Origin of the sequence: Microbacterium insulae, from assembly GCF_042677065.1 — a bacterium.
GTDB classification, from domain to species: Bacteria; Actinomycetota; Actinomycetes; order Actinomycetales; family Microbacteriaceae; genus Microbacterium; species Microbacterium insulae.
In genome coordinates, this window is the sequence record NZ_JBHTII010000001.1 from 1,153,224 (window position 1) to 1,172,312 (window position 19,089).

At 69.4% G+C, this 19,089-nt stretch carries 24 protein-coding genes and 1 tRNA gene; 14 read left to right on the top strand and 11 right to left on the bottom strand.

Features of this window, described 5'->3' with window-relative positions:
• Positions 1-4: 4 nt before the first annotated feature.
• The 7 genes from ACFQ0P_RS05465 to ACFQ0P_RS05495 are packed head-to-tail and all read left to right on the top strand — an operon-like array spanning position 5 to position 6,351.
• Complete coding sequence (locus ACFQ0P_RS05465) at positions 5-1,072, top strand: ABC transporter substrate-binding protein (protein ID WP_204981103.1); 1,068 nt, start codon at positions 5-7, stop codon at positions 1,070-1,072.
• Positions 1,069-1,932, top strand: a complete 864-nt coding sequence (locus tag ACFQ0P_RS05470) for an ABC transporter ATP-binding protein (RefSeq protein WP_378771569.1) — start codon at positions 1,069-1,071, stop codon at positions 1,930-1,932. The genes ACFQ0P_RS05465 and ACFQ0P_RS05470 overlap by 4 nt, the downstream gene beginning before the upstream one ends.
• Positions 1,922-2,833, top strand: coding sequence for an ABC transporter permease (locus ACFQ0P_RS05475; protein ID WP_204981104.1), 912 nt, complete (start codon positions 1,922-1,924; stop codon positions 2,831-2,833). The genes ACFQ0P_RS05470 and ACFQ0P_RS05475 overlap by 11 nt, the downstream gene beginning before the upstream one ends.
• On the top strand, positions 2,830-3,663 hold the full coding sequence (cobA, locus tag ACFQ0P_RS05480; RefSeq protein ID WP_204981105.1) for a uroporphyrinogen-III C-methyltransferase: 834 nt from the start codon (positions 2,830-2,832) through the stop codon (positions 3,661-3,663). The genes ACFQ0P_RS05475 and cobA overlap by 4 nt, the downstream gene beginning before the upstream one ends.
• Positions 3,660-5,060, top strand: coding sequence for an FAD-dependent oxidoreductase (locus ACFQ0P_RS05485; RefSeq protein ID WP_204981106.1), 1,401 nt, complete (start codon positions 3,660-3,662; stop codon positions 5,058-5,060). The genes cobA and ACFQ0P_RS05485 overlap by 4 nt, the downstream gene beginning before the upstream one ends.
• On the top strand, positions 5,057-5,383 hold the full coding sequence (gene fdxA, locus ACFQ0P_RS05490; RefSeq protein ID WP_204981107.1) for a ferredoxin: 327 nt from the start codon (positions 5,057-5,059) through the stop codon (positions 5,381-5,383). The genes ACFQ0P_RS05485 and fdxA overlap by 4 nt, the downstream gene beginning before the upstream one ends.
• Positions 5,380-6,351 carry an NAD(P)/FAD-dependent oxidoreductase gene (locus ACFQ0P_RS05495; protein ID WP_204981108.1) on the top strand — a complete coding sequence of 324 codons (972 nt, stop codon included), beginning with the start codon at positions 5,380-5,382 and terminating at the stop codon, positions 6,349-6,351. The genes fdxA and ACFQ0P_RS05495 overlap by 4 nt, the downstream gene beginning before the upstream one ends.
• A 42-nt stretch (positions 6,352-6,393) precedes the next feature.
• On the opposite strand, the gene ACFQ0P_RS05500 is transcribed toward ACFQ0P_RS05495, so the two are convergent.
• Together ACFQ0P_RS05500 and dcd are read right to left on the bottom strand one after the other, a co-directional pair.
• Positions 6,394-7,167, bottom strand: a complete 774-nt coding sequence (locus ACFQ0P_RS05500; RefSeq protein ID WP_204981109.1) for a hypothetical protein — start codon at positions 7,165-7,167, stop codon at positions 6,394-6,396.
• Between the two features lie 216 nt (positions 7,168-7,383).
• A complete protein-coding gene (gene dcd, locus ACFQ0P_RS05505; RefSeq protein WP_204981110.1) occupies positions 7,384-7,989 on the bottom strand; it encodes a dCTP deaminase in 606 nt (201 codons plus the stop codon).
• An 88-nt stretch (positions 7,990-8,077) separates the two neighbouring features.
• On the opposite strand from dcd, the gene ACFQ0P_RS05510 reads away from it, so the two are divergent.
• Positions 8,078-8,151 (top strand) — tRNA-Gly (locus ACFQ0P_RS05510).
• Between the two features lie 88 nt (positions 8,152-8,239).
• Here the strand turns inward: ACFQ0P_RS05510 and ACFQ0P_RS05515 are convergent.
• Positions 8,240-8,755, bottom strand: a complete 516-nt coding sequence (locus tag ACFQ0P_RS05515) for an alpha/beta fold hydrolase (RefSeq protein ID WP_204981111.1) — start codon at positions 8,753-8,755, stop codon at positions 8,240-8,242.
• Here ACFQ0P_RS05515 and ACFQ0P_RS05520 point away from each other — a divergent pair.
• Positions 8,735-9,721: an aminoglycoside phosphotransferase family protein gene (locus ACFQ0P_RS05520; RefSeq protein ID WP_378771576.1), complete on the top strand. Its 987-nt coding sequence runs from the start codon at positions 8,735-8,737 to the stop codon at positions 9,719-9,721. The two genes, ACFQ0P_RS05515 and ACFQ0P_RS05520, sit on opposite strands and share 21 nt — an antisense overlap.
• Before the next feature lie 15 nt (positions 9,722-9,736).
• Here the strand turns inward: ACFQ0P_RS05520 and ACFQ0P_RS05525 are convergent, their stop codons facing one another.
• The 5 genes from ACFQ0P_RS05525 to ACFQ0P_RS05545 all read right to left on the bottom strand — a co-directional run bounded on the left by ACFQ0P_RS05525 (position 9,737) and on the right by ACFQ0P_RS05545 (position 11,712).
• Entirely contained in the window at positions 9,737-10,135 is a 399-nt protein-coding gene (locus ACFQ0P_RS05525) for a hypothetical protein (protein WP_204981112.1), read from the bottom strand.
• A gap of 11 nt (positions 10,136-10,146) precedes the next feature.
• Positions 10,147-10,515, bottom strand: a complete 369-nt coding sequence (locus ACFQ0P_RS05530; RefSeq protein ID WP_204981113.1) for a nitroreductase family deazaflavin-dependent oxidoreductase — start codon at positions 10,513-10,515, stop codon at positions 10,147-10,149.
• Between the two features lie 82 nt (positions 10,516-10,597).
• Positions 10,598-10,789: a hypothetical protein gene (locus ACFQ0P_RS05535; RefSeq protein ID WP_204981114.1), complete on the bottom strand. Its 192-nt coding sequence runs from the start codon at positions 10,787-10,789 to the stop codon at positions 10,598-10,600.
• A gap of 113 nt (positions 10,790-10,902) precedes the next feature.
• Positions 10,903-11,319: a VOC family protein gene (locus ACFQ0P_RS05540; RefSeq protein ID WP_204981115.1), complete on the bottom strand. Its 417-nt coding sequence runs from the start codon at positions 11,317-11,319 to the stop codon at positions 10,903-10,905.
• A 48-nt stretch (positions 11,320-11,367) separates the two neighbouring features.
• A complete protein-coding gene (locus ACFQ0P_RS05545; protein WP_204981116.1) occupies positions 11,368-11,712 on the bottom strand; it encodes a VOC family protein in 345 nt (114 codons plus the stop codon).
• Between the two features lie 295 nt (positions 11,713-12,007).
• Between ACFQ0P_RS05545 and ACFQ0P_RS05550 the strand changes: the two genes are divergently transcribed.
• The 4 genes from ACFQ0P_RS05550 to ACFQ0P_RS05565 all read left to right on the top strand — a co-directional run bounded on the left by ACFQ0P_RS05550 (position 12,008) and on the right by ACFQ0P_RS05565 (position 15,695).
• Positions 12,008-12,829, top strand: a complete 822-nt coding sequence (locus tag ACFQ0P_RS05550) for a hypothetical protein (RefSeq protein WP_378771582.1) — start codon at positions 12,008-12,010, stop codon at positions 12,827-12,829.
• A 447-nt stretch (positions 12,830-13,276) separates the two neighbouring features.
• The gene (locus ACFQ0P_RS05555) at positions 13,277-13,828 is read left to right on the top strand and encodes a hypothetical protein (RefSeq protein WP_204981118.1); all 552 of its coding nucleotides are present in this window, start codon (positions 13,277-13,279) and stop codon (positions 13,826-13,828) included.
• Between the two features lie 242 nt (positions 13,829-14,070).
• The gene (locus ACFQ0P_RS05560) at positions 14,071-15,075 is read left to right on the top strand and encodes an SAM-dependent methyltransferase (RefSeq protein WP_204981119.1); all 1,005 of its coding nucleotides are present in this window, start codon (positions 14,071-14,073) and stop codon (positions 15,073-15,075) included.
• A 146-nt stretch (positions 15,076-15,221) separates the two neighbouring features.
• Positions 15,222-15,695, top strand: a complete 474-nt coding sequence (locus tag ACFQ0P_RS05565; RefSeq protein WP_204981120.1) for a GNAT family N-acetyltransferase — start codon at positions 15,222-15,224, stop codon at positions 15,693-15,695.
• Positions 15,696-15,769: 74 nt separating this feature from the next.
• Here ACFQ0P_RS05565 and ACFQ0P_RS05570 read toward each other — a convergent pair whose 3' ends face one another.
• A complete protein-coding gene (locus ACFQ0P_RS05570; protein ID WP_204981121.1) occupies positions 15,770-16,162 on the bottom strand; it encodes a hypothetical protein in 393 nt (130 codons plus the stop codon).
• Positions 16,163-16,443: 281 nt separating this feature from the next.
• On the opposite strand from ACFQ0P_RS05570, the gene ACFQ0P_RS05575 reads away from it, so the two are divergent.
• Positions 16,444-16,776: a hypothetical protein gene (locus ACFQ0P_RS05575; protein WP_204981122.1), complete on the top strand. Its 333-nt coding sequence runs from the start codon at positions 16,444-16,446 to the stop codon at positions 16,774-16,776.
• A gap of 114 nt (positions 16,777-16,890) precedes the next feature.
• Here ACFQ0P_RS05575 and ACFQ0P_RS05580 read toward each other — a convergent pair whose 3' ends face one another.
• Together ACFQ0P_RS05580 and ACFQ0P_RS05585 are read right to left on the bottom strand one after the other, a co-directional pair.
• Positions 16,891-17,769, bottom strand: a complete 879-nt coding sequence (locus ACFQ0P_RS05580) for an EamA family transporter (protein ID WP_204981123.1) — start codon at positions 17,767-17,769, stop codon at positions 16,891-16,893.
• Positions 17,766-19,034, bottom strand: coding sequence for a serine hydrolase domain-containing protein (locus ACFQ0P_RS05585; protein WP_204981548.1), 1,269 nt, complete (start codon positions 19,032-19,034; stop codon positions 17,766-17,768). Before ACFQ0P_RS05585 ends, ACFQ0P_RS05580 begins: the two co-directional genes overlap by 4 nt.
• Positions 19,035-19,089 lie beyond the last annotated feature (55 nt).

Below are 19,089 nucleotides of genomic sequence, written 5' to 3' on the forward strand. Positions count from 1 at the left end.
AACAGTGAACACCATCCGCACCGCGACGACGATCACCACTCTGGGACTCGTGGCCGTCATGATGGCCGGCTGCGCCTCTGCGGCGGCCGAGCCGTCCGAGCAGAGCGAGGTCGATGAGCTGCGCCTCGGGTACTTCGCGAACGTGACGCACGCGCCCGCGCTCGTCGGCCTCGAGCAGGGCCTGTTCGAGGACGCGCTGGGCGAGGTCGAGGTGACCACATCGGTCTTCAACGCCGGTCCGGCCGCGATCGAGGCCCTGACGGCGGGCGCGATCGACGCGACCTACATCGGCCCGAATCCGTCGATCAACACGTTCATCCAGTCCGGCGGCGAGTCGGCCCGCATCGTGGCCGGCGCGGCCACCGGGGGTGCGGCCCTCGTGGTCGCCGACGGGATCGACAGCGCCGAGGATCTCGCCGGCACGACGCTCGCCTCGCCGCAGCTGGGCAACACGCAGGACGTTGCGCTGCGGGTGTGGCTGGCGGATCAGGGTTACGCGACCGACGTGTCCGGCGGCGGCGACGTGTCGGTCACCCCGACCGAGAACGCCCAGACGCTCACCCTGTTCCAGGACGGCCAGCTCGACGGCGCGTGGCTCCCGGAGCCGTGGGTGTCGCGCCTGGTGATCGACGAGGGCGCCGACGTTCTCGTCGACGAGGCGGAGCTGTGGCCCGACGGAGAGTTCCCGACCACCGTGCTGCTCGTGCGCGCGGAGTTCCTCGAACAGCACCCCGACGTGGTCGAGCAGCTCCTCGAGGCTCATCTCGCAGCCGTGCAGTGGATCGCCGACAACCCCGACGATGCCCCCGGTGTGATCAACGCCGCCCTCGAGGCCGAGACCGGCAAGCCGCTGTCGGATGCCGTCATCGAGCGCGCCCTGGAGCACGTGACGTTCTCGGTCGACCCGCACGCCGACACCTTCGAGACGCTCGTCTCCAACGGCCTGGAGGCGGGCACGCAGAAGGAGGGATCGATCGACGGGCTGTTCGATCTCCGTCTCCTGAACGGCCTGCTCGAGGCATCCGGGTCCGACACCGTCTCGGCAGCGGGTCTCGGTGAGGACTCGCCATGACGTCCGGTCCCCGCCGCGCGTCCGGCGTCGTGTCGCCTTCGGTCGACACTGCGCCGGGCCGCGGCATCCCCCTCGGCCCGAGCTTCGACGGCGTCGCGCCCGTCCTCCGTCCGCCGGCGGCGCCCGAGCCCGCCGTACGCATCGAGGGCGTCTCCAAGCGATTCGGCGATGGGCCGCTCGTGCTGGACGACGTCGGGCTCGACATCGCGCCCGGCGAGTTCGTGTGCCTGCTGGGCGCCTCCGGCTGCGGAAAGTCGACGCTCCTCAATCTCATCGCGGGTCTGGACCGCCCCACTGCGGGCGTCGTCGAGACCCCGGCCGAAGGGTCGGCCGTGATGTTCCAGGAGTCGGCGCTCATGCCCTGGCTCACCGCGCGCCGCAATGTCGAGCTGGCTCTGCGCCTGCGCGGCGTTCCCCGCGCCGAGCGGCGCGCCAAGGCGCTGTCGCTGCTCGACGCCGTCAATCTGACGGATGCCGCGGACAAGCGCCCTCACGAGCTGTCCGGTGGAATGCGCCAGCGCGTCGCCCTGGCCCGTGCGCTCGCGCAGGACCGCCCGGTGCTGCTCATGGACGAGCCGTTCGCAGCCCTGGACGCCATCACACGCGACCTCCTCCACGAGGAGCTCGAGCGGGTGTGGCGGGCGACGGGCCGAACCATCGTGTTCGTGACGCACAACGTGCGCGAGGCCGCGCGCCTCGGCCAGCGCGTCGTGCTGATGGGCAGCCGTCCGGGCCGCATCGTCCAGGAGTGGCGCATCGCGAAGACCACCGGGCGACGCATCGAGTCGCCCGAGGTCGCTGCCCTCTCCGTCGAGATCACGGAGCAGCTGCGGAAGGAGATCCGTCGCAATGCCGCGTGACGCCACCGTCGACGAGGTCCGCGCTCGCAGCGAGCACGACGACCTGCGCTCGCTCGAGGCCGGTCTCGACCGGCTCCAGACCGATGCCACCCGCGAGCCCGGCCGCTGGCGGGGGATCGCGGCGAGCGTCGTGCCGCCGATCGTGTTCGTGCTCCTGCTCATCGCGGCATGGCAGCTGTACGTCGTCATCGCGCAGCCGCGGCCCGACAAGGTGCCGAGCCCGTTCGACGTGGTGACCGCGCTCGGCTCCGCGTGGGAATCGGGGCGCCTCCAGGAGGCCGTCGCCACGAGCCTCGAGCGGGGGATCGTCGGGTTCCTCATCGCGATCGTCGTCGGCACGCCGCTCGGGCTGCTGCTGGCCGAGGTGCGCCCCCTCCGTCGCGCGGTCGGGCCGATCATCTCCGGACTCCAGGTGCTGCCGTCGGTGGCATGGGTCCCTGCCGCCATCATCTGGTTCGGGCTCTCCGACGCGACGGTGTACTTCGTGATCCTGATGGGTGCGATCCCCTCGATCGTCAACGGACTCATCGCCGGCATCGATCAGGTGCCGCCGCAGCTGCGACGGGTGGGAACGGTGCTGGGGGCGTCACCGTGGCAGCTCGCCTCCGCCGTCATCCTCCCCGCGGCACTGCCCGGCTACCTCGCAGGGCTCAAGCAGGGCTGGGCCTTCTCGTGGCGATCGCTCATGGCCGCCGAGATCATCGCGGTCGGAGGAACGATCGGCTTCGGCCTGGGCTCGATGCTGCAGCAGTCGCGCGAGCTCGCCGACCTCGCGGGCGTGCTGGGCACGATCATCCTGATCCTCGCGATCGGCATCCTGATCGAGCTCGTCTTCTTCGGGCCACTGGAACGGCGGATGCTTCGCCGCCGCGGTCTGCTCGTGACGGGAGGTGCGCGATGACCCGCACCTCGCACGACGGCTCCCGCGGAAAGGTGTGGCTCGTCGGAGCCGGTCCGGGCGATCCCGGGCTCCTCACCGTGCGCGGGCTGCGCGCGCTCGAGGGGGCGGACGTCATCGTCGCCGACCGGCTCGGTGCGCGGGGCGTGCTGGACGGCCTCGCCGCGGACGGCGTGCAGCTCACCGCGGAGGTCATCGACGTGGGGAAGCTCCCGGGGCACCACGCCGTGCCGCAGGACGCGATCAACGCGCTCCTCGTCCAGCTCGGCCGCGAGGGCAGGAACGTCGTCCGGCTCAAGGGCGGCGACCCGTACATCTTCGGGCGCGGCGGTGAGGAGCTCATCGCGTGCCGAGCGGCCGGCGTGGACGTCGAGGTCGTGGCCGGGATCACCAGCGCGATCTCGGTCCCGGCGATCGCCGGCATCCCGCTCACCCACCGCGGCGTGGCGACGTCCTTCACCGTGGCGACCGGTCATGACCAGATCCGCGAGCTCGGCGGCGGGAGCGACCACACGGTCGTGCTGCTCATGGGCGTGGGCACCCTCGCCCACTCCGCACTCACCCTTGCGCGGACGGACCGGGGCGCCGACTGCCCGGTCGCCGTCGTCGAGGACGGGTTCGGACCCCGCCAGCGCGTCACGGTGGGCACACTCGCCACGATCGCGGCGCAGGCGGCGGAGCGCGGCATCCGCTCCCCCGCCGTCGTGGTCGTCGGCGACGTCGTGCGCCTCAGCCCGTATGCACCGGACGCCCTCGCGACCCTCGATTCGTTCACCTTCGACCCGCTCGCGGTCCCCACCGCGCCCTCGACCGGAAAGGCCCGCCTCCCGTGACCTCGTCGACCCTCTCCCACCTGCGCGTCGCGATCGTCGGCGCCGGGCCCGCCGGCATCTACGCCGGCAACATCCTCGCGGGCTCCGTCGCCGCCGCCGGCGGCGCGGTCGCGATCGACCTCTTCGAATCGCTCCCGGCGCCCTACGGGCTGATCCGCTACGGCGTCGCGCCCGACCACCCCCGCATCAAGGGCATCGTCACGTCGCTGCACGAGATGCTGTCGGCGGGGACGATCCGCTTCATCGGAAACGTCGAGATCGGGCGCGACCTCGCGCTCGATCAGCTTCAGGAGCGCTACGACGCGGTCATCCTCGCGACGGGCGCGATCCGCGACGCCGCGCTCGAGATCCCCGGCATCGAGCTTCCGGGCTCCTTCGGCGCTGCGGACTTCGTGGCGTGGTACGACGGGCACCCCGACGTCCCGACCGAGTGGCCGCTGGATGCCGCGGAGGTCGCCGTGATCGGCAACGGGAACGTCGCCCTCGATGTGGCGCGCGTGCTCGCGAAGCACGCGGTCGATCTGCGGCCGACCGAGATCCCCGACAATGTGCTCGCGGGGCTGGAGGCGTCGGCCGTGACCGATGTGCACGTCTTCGGGCGTCGCGGACCGGGCGACATCAAGTTCACGCCGATCGAGCTGCGCGAGCTGGGCGAGGTGCCGGACGTCGACATCGTCGTCCATGACGAGGACTTCACAGGCGCCGACCCGGCGTCGGCCCCGAACAACCAGCTGAAGGTGATGCTGCGGATCCTCAACGGATGGCGCACGCGCGAGTCGGCCGGCGCGAGCCGCCGGCTGCACCTGCACTTCTACCACTCCCCGGTCGAGGTCCTCGGCGAGGGTCGGGTCGAGGGCGTGCGCTTCGAGCGCACCGAGCCGGTCGGGGACGGCACCGTGCGGGGAACCGGCGAGTTCCGCGAGATCGCCGTGCAGCAGGTCTATCGGGCGGTGGGCTACTACGGCACGCCGGTCGTCGACGCGCCGTTCGACGAGCGGGCCGGTGTCATCTCGAACATCGAGGGACGCGTGGTCGACTCGCCGATCACGGGCGAGCCGGGCGCGCCGGTCGTGCGTGGCCTGTATGCGACCGGATGGATCAAGCGCGGTCCGGTCGGGCTCATCGGCCACACCAAGTCCGACGCGATGGAGACGATCGCCCACCTGGTGGCGGATGCCGCGGCCGGCGCCCTCGTCGCCCCGGTCATCGAGGAGGACGTGCTCGCGCTCCTCGACGAGCGCGAGGTGGCCTACACGACGTGGGAGGGCTGGCTCGCGCTCGACGCACACGAGCGGGAGCTCGGCGCCGCGCACGTCCACGCTCGGGAGCGCGTGAAGGTCGTGCCGCGTGACGAGCAGGTCGCGGTCTCGCGCGGCGGGGCGCTGATCCGGTCGTGACGTACGTCATCGCCCTGCCGTGCGTGGACGTCAAGGACCGCGCGTGCATCGACGAGTGCCCGGTGGACTGCATCTACGAAGGCGAGCGCTCCCTCTACATCCACCCCGACGAATGCGTGGACTGCGGTGCCTGCGAACCGGTCTGCCCCGTCGAGGCAATCTACTACGAGGATGACCTGCCCGACGAGTGGCAGGACTACTACAAGGCCAACGTCGAGTTCTTCGACGACATCGGCTCGCCCGGCGGAGCCGCCAAGGTCGGCGTGATCCACAAGGACCACCCGGTCATCGCCGCGCTCCCGCCGCAGGGGGAGATCGCATGACCGACTCGGCATACAGCGCGCTCGCCTCTGCCGTCGAGGTGGACGTCGTGATCGTCGGCGGAGGTCCGGCCGGGCTCTCGGCAGCACTCAACCTCGGCCGGGCGCGGGCATCGGTGGTCGTGGTGGACGCGGGCCGTCCCCGCAACGCAGCGACCCTCCGCTCGCACGGATTCCTGACGCGAGACGGGGCCTCGCCGCTCGAACTGCGCAAGCTCGCGCGGGCCGAGCTCGCCGCGTACCCGGGCGTCAGCGTCCTCGACCGGGCGGTGGCGACCGGCATCCTGCCGATGGATTCCGCGAGCGGCATGCGCTACATCGTCGCGGTGCAGGGGCGCGGCGAGCGCACCCCTCCTGCCGTCGCCGCACGGTCCGTGATCATCGCGACCGGGCTGCGTGAGACGCTCCCCCGCATCCCCAGCCTGCGCGCGTTCTACGGCATGACGATCTTCAGCTGCGCCGCGTGCGACGCGTGGGAGCTGCAGGACCGGCCACTCGCGCTCATCGGCGAGACCCCGGACCTCGCCGCGCGGGCGCGGCTCCTCGCGCGATGGACGGACCGTCTCACCGTCTTCACCCACGGCGCCGACGTCGTCGACACCGTCGAGGAGGCGGAGCTCGCGGCATCCGGGATTCTCGTGGAGCGACGCCGGATCGACGATCTCGAAGGGGATCGGGGCACGGTGACGGCGGTGCGGCTGGAGGACGGGACGCGCATCGGGATCGAGGGCGGCTTCGTTCGCCCGCATTGGTCCCCCGCGCTCGACTTCCTCGGCACGCTCGATCTCGAGCGCGACGCCGACGGCACCGTCGTGGTCGACCGGTCCGGTCGCACGTCCACGCCGGGGATCTATGCGGCGGGGGATGCCGCGTCCCCCGGCCCGCAGCAGCTCATCGTGGCCGCGGGCCAGGGCGCACGGGCCGCGGCTGTGCTGGTGCACGACCTCGTCGGGGTACGTACCGCGCACTGAGACTCGGCGGGAGCATCAGACCCTGCCCGGGCGCTCGACCGCCTACGGCTCCTTCGCGAAGACGTGCACCTCATCTTCGGCGAGGACGATCCGCAGGTCCGTGCCGTCGGCGAACCGGTCACGCAGGGCTTCGGGGGACTCCTCGTTCACGGGGAACGCCGCCGTCGGCGGGAAGTCACCCGCCCCGCACCCCGTCGTCACGATCTCATTGACGGCGCCGGTGCCCCCCTCGCGGTCGGACCGGACGACGAAGACGCACGAGAGCGCGGCGTCGGAATTGCCCCACGCGTTGGGGATCACCAGGACGCGCAAGCCCTCGTACGCCTCGAAGATGCGGGCGCCCTCCTGCGGGTCGCCGAACACGTCCGCCGGCCACTCGGAGATGTCCGCCTCCGCGATCGTCGCGACCCGGCCGGCGCCGGTGGCGGGCATGAGGGTCGTGATTCCGGCGCCGACCACCAGCGCGACGACGATCGACGCTGCCCACAGCCAGATCGTCCGCCTCGACAGGCGAGGACGCTCGAGCGTATCTGCGGCGTCCGCCTCGTCCGACGGCATCCCCGTCGGGGCCTCCGGAGCGTCGGGCGGCGCCGGTACGCCGGGATCGACGGGCACCGGCGTCGCGTCCGTGGTCGGCTCGTCCTCTTCGGCGGGATCGGCCGCCGAGGGCGCGATCGCCGAGGGGCTCACCCTCGCTGCGGCGGCTTCGAGACGACGCAGCCTGTCCATCGCGGCGGGGTCGGTCTGGATGTCGGCATCCGGTCCGTACGCGCGGCGCCGCAGCATCCGCAGCTCGTCCTCGGTGGCGGCATCCATCGCGAAAAACGATAGTCGACGCCGGGGCGGTCGATCCCTATACTGCAAATTGCAGTAGCCATCGGGTTGAACGCGGCCGCTTCGTGTGGGGACACGGGCCGCGAACTGGGGCAGGCACGACCGATGGTCGGTTTGCGCCCGATGTCGCTGGGGCAGCCATCGGGGTGGCCCTGCCACCTCGGCAGGGCCGCCCCGATCGCTTACTCTCGTGTGCGCTCAGCCGCCGACCGCGCCGGCGTCGGTCGAGCCCACGTCTGTGCGGTGGAAGTTGCGGAACGACCGCGAGGCCGTCGGCCCCCGCTGGCCCTGGTATCGGTTGCCGTAGGGGCCGCTTCCGTAGGGGTTCTCGGCGGGCGACGTGAGCCGGAAGTAGCAGACCTGGCCGATCTTCATCCCCGGCCACAGCTTGATCGGCAGCGTCGCGACGTTCGACAGCTCGAGGGTGACGTGGCCCGAGAAACCCGGATCGATGAAGCCGGCGGTGGAGTGCGTCAGCAGTCCGAGGCGGCCCAGCGACGACTTGCCTTCGAGGCGGGCGGCGACGTCGTCGGGCAGCGTGATCTGCTCGAACGTCGATCCGAGCGCGAACTCCCCCGGGTGCAGGATGAACGGTTCGTCGGGCTCGACCTCGATGAGGCGCGTCAGCTCGGGCTGATCCTCGGCGGGATCGATGAACGGGTACTTGTGGTTGTCGAACAGCCGGAAGTACCGATCGAGCCGCACATCCACGCTCGACGGCTGCACCATGGCCGGGTCCCACGGATCGAGGCCGATGCGCCCCGCGTCGATCTCCAGCCTGATGTCGCGGTCACTGAGCAGCACGGGGCCAGCCTAGCGGCGGGGGGGTGGATGCCGCGGCTCGGCTGCGCGCGTTCGGCTCTGTTATTCTGGCCAGACGCCGAAAGGCTCCGGGGATGTAGTTCAATGGCAGAACTTCAGCTTCCCAAGCTGATAGCGCGGGTTCGATTCCCGTCATCCCCTCCAATGCCCTGATGTGCCGCCGAAGGCCGCGCGGCAGGACTTCCGCGTGGCGGCCGGGTCTGAGAACGCACAGACCGCCGAGCCATGTCGATCAGCGGTGCGTGGTGCCCGAGACATCGCGGGCGATCTCAGGGGCGAGACCGACGAACTGGTGACCGCCGGAGTCGTGCTCATGCAGCGCAGCGTGGGGGATTCGCCTGGCGTTGAGGGCGAGGTGGGCGAACTCCACGACCTCGTCATCCCGACAGTGGTGGAGCGAGATGACCTGCGCGGGCTCGGGACCGGCGAATGCGTAGTCCGCGACATCCCAGCCCTCGGGACTCCAGTCGGGCATGGCGAGCAGCGTGACCCGCCGGGGCGCGCTTCGCTCGCGTTCGGCGAGGATCCGCAGGAGCATCGTCGCCCCGAACGAGTGAGCGACGACGGCATCGTCGGGGCCGACGGCGTCGAGGGCTGCTCGCACGAAACGCGTCTGATGCTCGACGGACATGTCGTCCTCGGGAAGGCGCGGGTACTCGACCGGCTGCCCGAGCTCGGCGGCGATCGCGTCGGCCAGTGTGCGGTCTGCGTCGTAGCCGCCTGCGCCGTGAAGGAAGAGCAGGACCATGCCGCGATCCTTCCGGGATCGGGGGAACGGGTCAACGAGCATCCGAGCGCCCAACGGCGGATGACGCCGGTGGGGCAAGCTGAGAAGGTGGAGATCGACGAGGAACTCGTGCGACGGCTGGTCGATGCGCAGTTCCCGCAGTGGCGTCAGTTGAGCCTTCAGCGGGTTGTTCCCGGGGGGTGGGACAATCGCACCTTCAGACTGGGCGATGAGCTGCTGGTGCGGCTGCCGAGCGCGGACGGCTACGCCGCGGCTGTGGCGAAGGAACAGCGCTGGCTGCCGGTGATCGCGCGGGAAGTCACGCTGCCCGTCCCCGTGCCTGTCGGTCTGGGCCGGCCCAGCGAGGACTTCGCGCGGCCCTGGTCCGTCTACCGGTGGATCGACGGGACGCCCGCCGGGGATGCTCACGGCCTCGACCTCGTGGCACTCGCGGCCGACCTCGCCCGCTTTCTCACCGCGCTCGCCGCCGTCGACACGCGCGACGCTCCGCCGGCTGGTCCGCACAGCTTCTGGCGGGGAGCGCATCCGCGTGTGTACGAGGCCGACGTGCAGCGATGCCTCACTCAGCTCGAAGGCCGGATCGACTGCGCAGCGGCGCGGGCGGCGTGGAGGGATGCCTTGGCCACCGAGATCACCGCGCCTCCGGTGTGGTTCCACGGCGACATCGCGCCCGGCAACCTGCTGGTTCGTGACGGGCGCCTCTGCGCCGTGATCGACTTCGGAACGTCGGGAGTGGGCGATCCCGCGTGCGACCTCGCGATCGCATGGACCGTTCTCGACGAGCCTGCGCGCGACGTCTTCCGCGATCGGATGCCGTGGGATGAGGCGACGTGGGTTCGAGGCCGAGCGTGGGCGCTCTGGAAGACGATGCTCACGCTGGTCGAGGCATCCGGTTCCCACGACCCCGCAGAAGGGGCGCGGAAGTCCGAGGCGGTGATCGACCGCATCCTGGCCGACGCGCGATAGTCGGGCTTCGCCGCCTCAGGTGCGCGGGCGCTCCGCGAGCAGCGCCCGCTCGAACTTCTCGACTGATCCGCCGAGCTCGGCCAGCTGAGCGGCGGTCAGCGCGACGGAGATCGAGTCGTCGGAGTGGTGGGCCACGACGACGGGCAGCGGGACATCCCGCACGGCCGCCTCGAGAGGTTCGTCGAGTTCATTGCGGTGGAGTACGACGACGGGAACGCTCAGCCTGGCGACCATGCGGTCCCACTCCGGCTTGCGGCGAAGCGGGGAATGGGTGATGTCGCAGAGCGCGCACTCCGCGGTGCCGAAGAGGTGACCGAACACGTAGCGGATCTCGCCGGCCACGCCGCCGTCCGCGTTGTAGATCCCCGAATACCGAGTGATCCTGGCGCCGGGGGTCGGGTCGTTGTCGGGCATGGGAGAGTCCGTCAGGCTTCGGGCGCGGTGGCCGCGGTGAGAACGATGAGCGGGCTGTGCGCGATCATCTCGTCGACATCGTCTCTGCGCCATCGGCGGGCGGCCGCCTCGATGAGCGGCCGCGCCTCATCGGGATCGGTGATCACGCGCGCGGTGGCGGGGATGTCGGCCTTGATGCCGACCTTCAGATGGACGATCACGTGAGGGTCTGCGGTGATGTTGTGTATCCAGTCCCGCGTGCGGTCTCGACGCGGCATCCCCGTGATGAACAGCACGCCGTCCTCGTCGTGCAGGAAGATCTCGATGCGGCGCGGCATCCCGCTGCGGCGACCGGTGGTCGTCAGGTCGATGATCTGACTTCGGTGCAGGGCTTCGTTCACGTCGTTGTTCACACCCGTTGAAGCAATCTCGCTGCTGCGGACATTCCCTGCGGCGGATCCGGCCTCTCCTGGGGCACGCGGGTCAGAGCCCGCCGAGATAGCTCGAGTTGGTGTGCGAGGTCTGGCTCGCGCGCGCGGCGGGGTCGACCCGCTGCGCGGCGATCTCAGAAGAGTTCATTCCGCGCATCTGCTCGTGCGTGAGCGGTTTCCCGAAGAGCGCGTGACGCACCCGGGTCCAGAACGGGAGGCGCTTTCCTGCGGATTCGGAGGTCATGGCGCGATTGTCCCACACCGTGTCGACGGACGGCCATGCGGCATCGGCGCGAGGTCGTCTCCCGTCTCGCAGTGAACCTACTGCGTGGACGACCGCTGCCCCCGGGGAGCGGCTCAGGGCGATGCCGAAGCGTGCGGTGGACGCGAGGTGGTCGCGGCGGGGCTCTCCCAGGCAGGGGCGTACAAAGGCTGGTACATCAGCATGGGTTCGAGGCCGGGCACGTTGAGGAATACGCATCGGCCGTACGGGCGCTCGTCGATGTCCCCTGCGAATGTCGCACCCCGGCCGCGGAGCTCCTCCATGGTCGCGTCGAGGTCGTCGCACAGGAGTGACAGTTCGTGCCGTTGGGCGTACGGTTCGTCGTTTCCGTCCCAGGTGCGCGGGTGCGCAGCTGTCTCGCTCGAGCCGGTGTCGAAGATCGGCCAGCCGGGCCTCGCCTCGATGAACGGCCAGACGAGCACCTCCCGGAAGAACGCCCGCGTCGCCTCGGGGTCGTCGCTGTACACGATGGTGTGGAGACCCGTGATCATGTCGCCACGGTAGTCGCGGCCTCGCGCACTGTCGACGGGCTCGGCGAGCTACGGGGCGTCGGCGTACAACCCGATGACATTCCCTTCGGAATCCTTCACGTATGCGTAGCGGGCGGTCTCACCCATCGATTCGATTTCGCCGACCTGCTCGCCACCGCCTTCGACGACCGCCGCGATGGTCGCCTCGAGATCATCGACTGAGATCACGACGGTCGGGTGGGACACCGGGCCGCGCTGGTGGATGTCGCCGTTGATGCCGGCGTCGCTCCCGGTGCGGAGCATGATGTTGCCGTCGCCCCAATCCTCGAAGGTGAACCCGAAGACCTTCCCGTAGAAGGCTTGCGCGCGGTCGACGTCGTCAGCGGGGATCTCGAAGTGCTCTACGGATGCCATAGCTTCGAGCCTGTCCACAATCCCCTGTTGCCGTCAACCCGAGGCTGCCAGATGAGGTCGGACCAGGGCGCATCAGGAGCGCCCCTCAATACCGCTGCTTTCAGCCCCGCCTGACTCCCACACGTGACGTGCGTCTCCCGGCGCACTACGTTCGGTCCTGACGGCGCAGTCGAGCGAGGAGGATCCGATGTCGACGACGATCACTCCTCCGACGGGCTCCGCACCGAAAGGGTCCGCGGATGGCCGACCGCCGGGTCGAGTCGGCCGGCGCGTCCGGCTGACAATTCTGGCGCTGGTGATCGGCGGGATCGTGCTCGGCGCACTGGTGATGTTCTCGTGGACGGTGAACGAGACGCACTTCGACCGCCCGAGTCCGCAGTTCGACGAACTCGCATCGAGTGTCGAGGGCCTGCCCGGTGTGCAGGGCGTTCAGAAGGAGCGGTGGGTCGAAGCGCCGACGTTCTTCGAGCCCATGTCGTGGATGTCGGTAACGGTGGATGAGTCCGGACTTCAGGGGCTGCTCGATGCGACCTGCTCGACGGTGTACCCGGACCCCATCGCCTGGTCGATCATCGTCCTGACGCCCGCGGCATCCGAGGTGTCGCTCCACGCTCCGGCGACGGGGTCAGGTGTCGCCGGCCAGCAGTCGCAATGCCCCGACTTCGGGTTCGACGCCGTGCGGCTCGTCGCCGAACTCGACCGCGTGGCGCCGGGCCTCGCCGTTCAGCCGGCCATCTGGGGCGACCGCAGGCTCGCGTTCGTCGAGGTGGCTGAGGAACTCCCGGAAGGATTCACCCACCTGCTCCCGATTGTCGAGCATTCGGCCGACCTCGTTGCGGCCGCGGGCGTGGACGGGAACCGGAGTGTCGAGATCAACTCCGCGAACCTCGGCCTCGTGCTCGCGCCGGGCGACAGCGACGCCTATCTCGCGCTGCTGACTGATCTCGCCGAACTCGGGGCCACGAGCTATTGGGCAGACGGCGGTGAGGCACCCGCCGAGGGAGGGCCGATCGTCCAGATCGTCGCCCCGTCGCAGAATCACGGGGCCATCAGCGACGCGATCCAGTCCTCACCGCTTCCGTGTGCGGATCTCCCGATCCGCTTCATCGAACAGTGAGGTGGCGCTCACGGCGCGGATCACGGCATCCCGTCGCCGCCGACAGGCACGTTCTCGATCATAGCCGGGTTCGTCATGCCCGAAATTGTCATCGACGGTTCGAACGTCATGTGTGCGCTGAGGGGATCCCCGAACGCGCGAGGCACGGAAGCTGCGCTTCACCGCGCATTCGACATGCCAGATCTCGACTCCCTGCCGAGCGTTGGCCAGATTCGATGGCCTATCTCGCCAAACCGTGCGCGACGAGCACGGTCAATTGCTTGAGGGCCACCTTGTGTCGTAGTCGTACCGACATCATGCCCGGGCGGCGACCGTCGTCTGCTTCTCTCGTTTCGCTCGGCTGGTTCAGCAGGTCGCGGATCGAGCCCGTAGCGCGATGGTTCCAGGGCCACTACGGTGCACCTAGCGGATGGTCCGCTGAGCCTGCTGGGGAGGGGAGTGTGGGGCATGCCGCTGCTGCCATCGTTCGGAGTGCAACCGTCTGATCGCGATTACGTGGCTTTTGCAACGTGGATCGACAAGGAGCTGGACGGGAAGGTGGCGCAGGCCCGCTGCTGGTGGTCGCCAAACGTCACCGCGTCGTTCGAGTTCCCGATCGCCACCTACGATCACATCGACTTCCAGTCGGCGGGTCCGGTAGGGCCGTTCAAGGGAAAGGACGATCTCGGGGCTCTGCGCGACCAGCCGAACCCGCTCGGTGCCTGGGTGCACTTCCTCCAGAGCGGCCTCAACGGTGAAGCGCTCTACTACGCAGTTCGAGATCGATATCGGTCGTTCGCGCCGTTTCGCCCTACGGCGGCATGGAACGTGTACACCGGCGTGTGGCGGGAGATGCGACCCAAAGGCGCTGGTGTGCCCCGCCCGCCTGGGCCCGGGGACGGCGCGCCGTTGACGCTCGACGAAAAGATCGCGAAGTACAAGGCGGACTACCGAAGAGGTCAGATCACGGACGAACAGCTGGACCAGCTGATCCTTGAGGCTTACCGCGAATTCTACTGACGTGTTCCTGTCACGGTAGCCATCCCTGTCCGGGCGATGCGCGGTGCGGGGGCGGTTCGTGCACGTGAGGCGACGATCCTGACACGGGTGTTCGCGACCTCGCGGGCTCCCGTACGGCTGCCGGGTGTCCTAGGTGACGATTCCTTCCGTGAGGTCGGGTGCTTTCCGTACATTTGCTGCAGGCACGGTTGGTGGGCCATCAGGATCAATCCACGGTCGGGCTGAGCGAGGACGGGAGTGGTATGGCGGAGGAGCTCGGCTTCTTCGACGCGATGCGCGCGGTGATCACTCCGTTGACCTCCGCGCGCAGCCTGTTCTCGATCCTCGAGCAGGCTGAACGACAGGGCGTGCTCACTGCTCTCCGCGACGGCGCCACGCCCGGCGATGTCGCACGCGCGGTGAAGGTGTCCGAGGACTGGGTCGACGCGGTGTGCGCGGCGCTTATCGTCAATGGAGTCGCCGACTCCGATGCTGGCGAGATCCGGCTGACGCCGCCCTGGCGGGCGCTTACCGCTGAGGACGCCTTCCAGCCGTTGCGGAACATCTTCGCTCAGAGCCGCGCCATCGACATGATGCTGTCGACCCCGGATGCCACCTACTCCACCATTGCCGCGTCGGAGCGGTCGGCCTTCGCTCACTCGGTCTCTCCGAACCCGTACTCGCGGGAACTCGTCGCGCGGATTCGAGAGGACCCCCTCGCGGATCCCTGGTTCGCCCCGATGCACGCAGGCGGCCGGTATCTGGAACTCGGATGCGGCATCGCCGGACGCATGCTGACCATGCTGCAGGCGATGCCTCGACTGCACGCCGTGGGCGTCGAGCTGGATCCTGTGCTGGCAGACGAGGCGCGTGACCGTGCCGCGGATCTCGGCCTGGCCGACCGCGTCGACATCGTCACCGGCGACGCGACGACATATCGTGGCGACGAGGCGTTCGACTTCGGATTCTGGAGCCAGTGGTTCTTCCCGACGGCGACGCGTGCGGACGCACTCGCATCGATGTTCGCGAATCTCCGCACTGGGGGGATCGTGCGATCTCCGGTCTTCGGCGAGCATGAGCGGATGGCTCACGAGCCCTTCGGCGAGCACGCGCGCCAGTACTCACTCGACCGGGTCTTGCTGGCATCGTGGGGCGTTCCTGAACGGACACCGGATCAGCTCGCGACGGAACTCGCGGCGGCCGGCTTCATCGACATCAGTGCCGTTCGCACCGACGCGACAACCTCGATCTACGCACGCCGACCCTGAACCAGACGTCGCGTTCGCAGTCACTTGGCCGACGACGGGCGATCCCACAGCATGCGGGTCGGGTGAGTCCTTCCCGCCCTCCTCACCGCGAGCGCTCTTCGCGAACCTTCTGCTGCGAGCTGTGATCGGGACGGTAGCATCGCGCCATGTCTAAGCCCAGTGCTGGGGACCGTGCGTACAGGGCCGGACCCGAGGCTGCCGGAGAGGTGGCCCGCCTCCTGCACGACTTCAACACGGAGTTCGATGCCGAAACGCCCGGAGCTGTCACGCTCGCGCACCGGCTCACGTCAATGCTCGCCGGACCGAGCACCATCGCGTACTTGATCCGCGACCCCGCAGTCGGTGTCGCTCTCCTCACGCTACGAACCAACGTCTGGTACGACGGGCCTGTCGCACTTCTCGATGAGCTCTACGTCGCTCCGCAACACCGCGGGAACGGCCTCGGATCCGCGATCATCCACCGGGTCCTGACGGACGCCATCAACATCGGTGTCTCAGCCATCGAGATCAACGTCGACCAAGCAGACGTTGACGCGCAGCGCTTCTACGAACGCCACGGGTTCAGCGGCAAGGATCCAGACACCGGCGAGCGTGCCTTCTACTACGCCCTCGAACTCTGACTTGTGAGTCGACGCAAGCGCGTTCGGGTCGAGCTAGGCGGAAGACGGGTACCTCTTCGCGCGACCGCCTTCGCCTAGCTGCCGGAAATCACCCGGACGCTGGGGCTCAGCATCTCGCCGTCGAGCTCGTCGAAGGAGAAATCGCCCGCTTCGATCTTCGTTCCACTCGCCAACTCCGTTCCCACACCCGCTCCGCCGCAGCTGGTGGAGAACAGTTCGTCGCCGGCGACAAGGAGCACGCACACGCCATTAGCCTCGCTTCGGCCGAGGTACACCGCGTACTCCTCGACCTGGCCGGAGTAACGGGTGGATGCAGGGTCGATATCTGCCTGGGTCGCGGAAGACGGGTCAGGCAACCGGTCCTGATCCGTCTGGGGCGAATCGAACTCGGGGATCGACGAGGACGTGCAACCGGTGAGAAGCAACGTTGAGACCGCGATAACGACCAGCTTCGACGCCTGCCTCATAGAAGGAGACTAGTGTGCGCGCTGGTCCTCCATCGGCATCCCTCGCGCGGTCGAGCAAGCGCTCACGGACCGAGATGACTATCTCATCAACGGTGTCCAGGTTTCGCTCGTCGAGCACGTTGGCGCCTGGCGCGGGGAGACGCCGGAGTTCATCGCCTCCTGGCCGCCAGCGCTCTTGGCCGAGCTGCGGGAGCAGCGGTCACACGTCATCGTTGAGCGGGCGTTCCCGGTCGAGCGCTCGTAACCCGGTCGTCCATCGAGCCTTGGATAGAGTGCTGCTCATGGAGCAGATCCCGCCTGCGCGCCGGGTGATTCGCCTGTTCCCGGACTACTCGCGCGACTACCCGCTCTGGGAAAACTCGACGCCAACGTGGGATGTCGGCTACACCACGACTCCCGAGACATACGGTCTGAGCAAGGAACTTGGCGAGGACCTAGCCGGCTGGCAGGCCTTCTTCGAAGAGCACGCTGACCCTTTCAAGGGATGGGACACCGAAGCCAACCTGCAGAAGTGGCTGCGGGACGGAGAGTGGCTTGCGCAGCGACTTCAGGAAGAAGTAGAGGAGTTCGCTGACGTCCAGCGAGAGTATGGACCCTGTCGCGACAGGTTGTGAGCAATTGCGTCCGCCCGGAAACCGGTGCGTGTTCGCGCGCCGATGGGTCGCAGCCGGGAAGCCCTGAGGAGACCGGAGAGTTGGACCGCGATCGCGGGTCGAGGTGTCGCCCCGTCAGGCGATCGGCTCGGCGGTCCCGCGCGCGGCGCGCGCCGACGAGCGCACCGCGCCGATGCTCGCGGCGATCACGAGGGCGATGCCCGCGACCTCGAGCCAGGACAGGTTCTGACCGAGGAACACGAATCCGGCGAGCGCGGCCGTCGCGGGCGCAAGACTCATCAGGATCGCGAACGCGGCCGCCGGAAGGCGTCGCAGCGCGATGAGCTCGAACGCGTACGGGATCGTCGACGACAGGATCGCCACCGCGGCGCCGAGCGCGATGATCTCCCACCGCAGGAGGGCGGCTCCGGCATCCACGATTCCCCACGGGAGGGCGAGCACTGCGCCGACCGCCATCGCGAGTGCGAGCCCGTCGAGCTTCGGGAAGTCCCGCCCCACCCTCGCCGACGCGAGGATGTAGAACGCCCAGCTCGCGGCCGCCCCGAGGGCGAAGAGCACTCCGAGCAGGTCGAGGCGGTCCCATCCGCCACCGCCGAGCGCGACGACCCCCGCGAACGCGAGCACCGCCCACAGCCACGCGGATGCGCGCCGAGCGGCGACGATCGACAGCACCAGAGGCCCGAGCACCTCGATCGTCACCGTGACGCCGAGCGGCAGTCGCTCGAGAGCGAGGTAGAACAGGCCGTTCATGGTGGCCAGCACGATCCCGAAGAGCACGACGCCCGTCCATGCCGACCGCGAATGTCCGCGCAGCGACGGGCGGGCGATCGCGAGCAGGATGAGCGCCGAGAAGACCAGGCGCAGCATCACCATCCCCAGCGGTCCCGCGGCGGGGAAGAGCAGCACGGCGATCGCGGCGCCGACCTCCTGACAGGCAAGACCGGCGATGACCAGCAGGATCGCCGGCGTGCTGACGCCGGAGCGAGGGGTCACGCCGCGGGGGCGCAGATCGCGGCGTCGGCGATCACCGCGTGATACTGCTCTGCCGTCCACGGCAGGCCCGATTGGGGAGCGGTGGCCCCATCGGCGGCGGGCGCCTTCGAAGCGATCGCAGCGAGCTCCCACGCGAGATAGGCACCGAAGCCCGCACCACCTGCGGAGTTGTTGAGCACGACCGCGACCGTGAGCCCGGTCTCGGGGTCGGAGAACGCCGCGCTCGTGTATCCGGGCACGGCGCCGAACTGGCCGATGAGCGGGCCGGCCTGGCGAGTCCCCCCATCGACGGTGTACCACGACGGCGCCCGCGGTCCGGCGGGCTTCGGGTCGGCGAAGCGGTCATCGACGTCGGGATGGAGCGCGCCGACGGCCAGCGCCTGCGCGTAACGACCCAGGTCGTGGATGTCGCTGACCACCCCGCTGTCTGTGAACGCCGTCGTCGGGGAGACATCCGTGACGACGCTCGGTTCCAGGCAATTTCGCTTGCCTCCGTCGACGGGCGGAGCGTACAGACCATCCAGCACCGCATCGCCCGGGAGAGCCCCCAGGCGGGTGCGGTCCAGCCCGAGGGGTTCAGCGACGTACTCGTCGATCAGCTGCGGGGCCGGAGCCTCCAGCACACGCTCGAGCGCGAGACCGAGAAGCACGTATCCGGCATCCGAGTCACGGTAGGCGACCCCCGGCTCGCCGACGCGGCCCTGCCCGAGTCCGTAGCTGGCCAGCTCGCGAGGCGCCCAGCGGCGTTCGGGATTCGCCAGCCACATCGGGAGCAGGACCGGCGTGTACGATCCGATGCCCGAGGTGCTGTCGCAGAGCTGCTCCAGCGTGACGTCGGTGAGGATCGGGACGCTCGCAACCCAGTCGGACACGGGGTCGTCGAGCTCGGCCTTGCCCTGAGCCACCGCTTCGTAGAGCACATCGCACGTCATCGCCCGCGTGATGGGCCCGGCACGGAACTGCATGTCCGCCGTCACCTCGGCGGCCCCCTCGGCGGGGCTCTGCGTGCCGACGCCGGTGACCCAGCTGCCACTCCACGGCGCCCATACTCCAACGATCGCGCCAGAGGCTCCGGTCGCGGCCATCGCGTTCGCGACCGCGCCCTCGAGCTGCGCGAGCGTGGCCTCGGGGAACGGTCCTTCGACCTGCGCCGGGACATCGATGCCGACCGACTGCTCGGGAGCGCAGGCTGCGAGTGCGGCCACGAGGGAGAGCGCGGCGACGACCGCCGCGACGGCGCGGCGCGTCCTGGGTTGGGCCCGCATACTCACCCCCCGATGATCTCCATAGATTCAAACACACGGCGGCGCGGCTGACGGC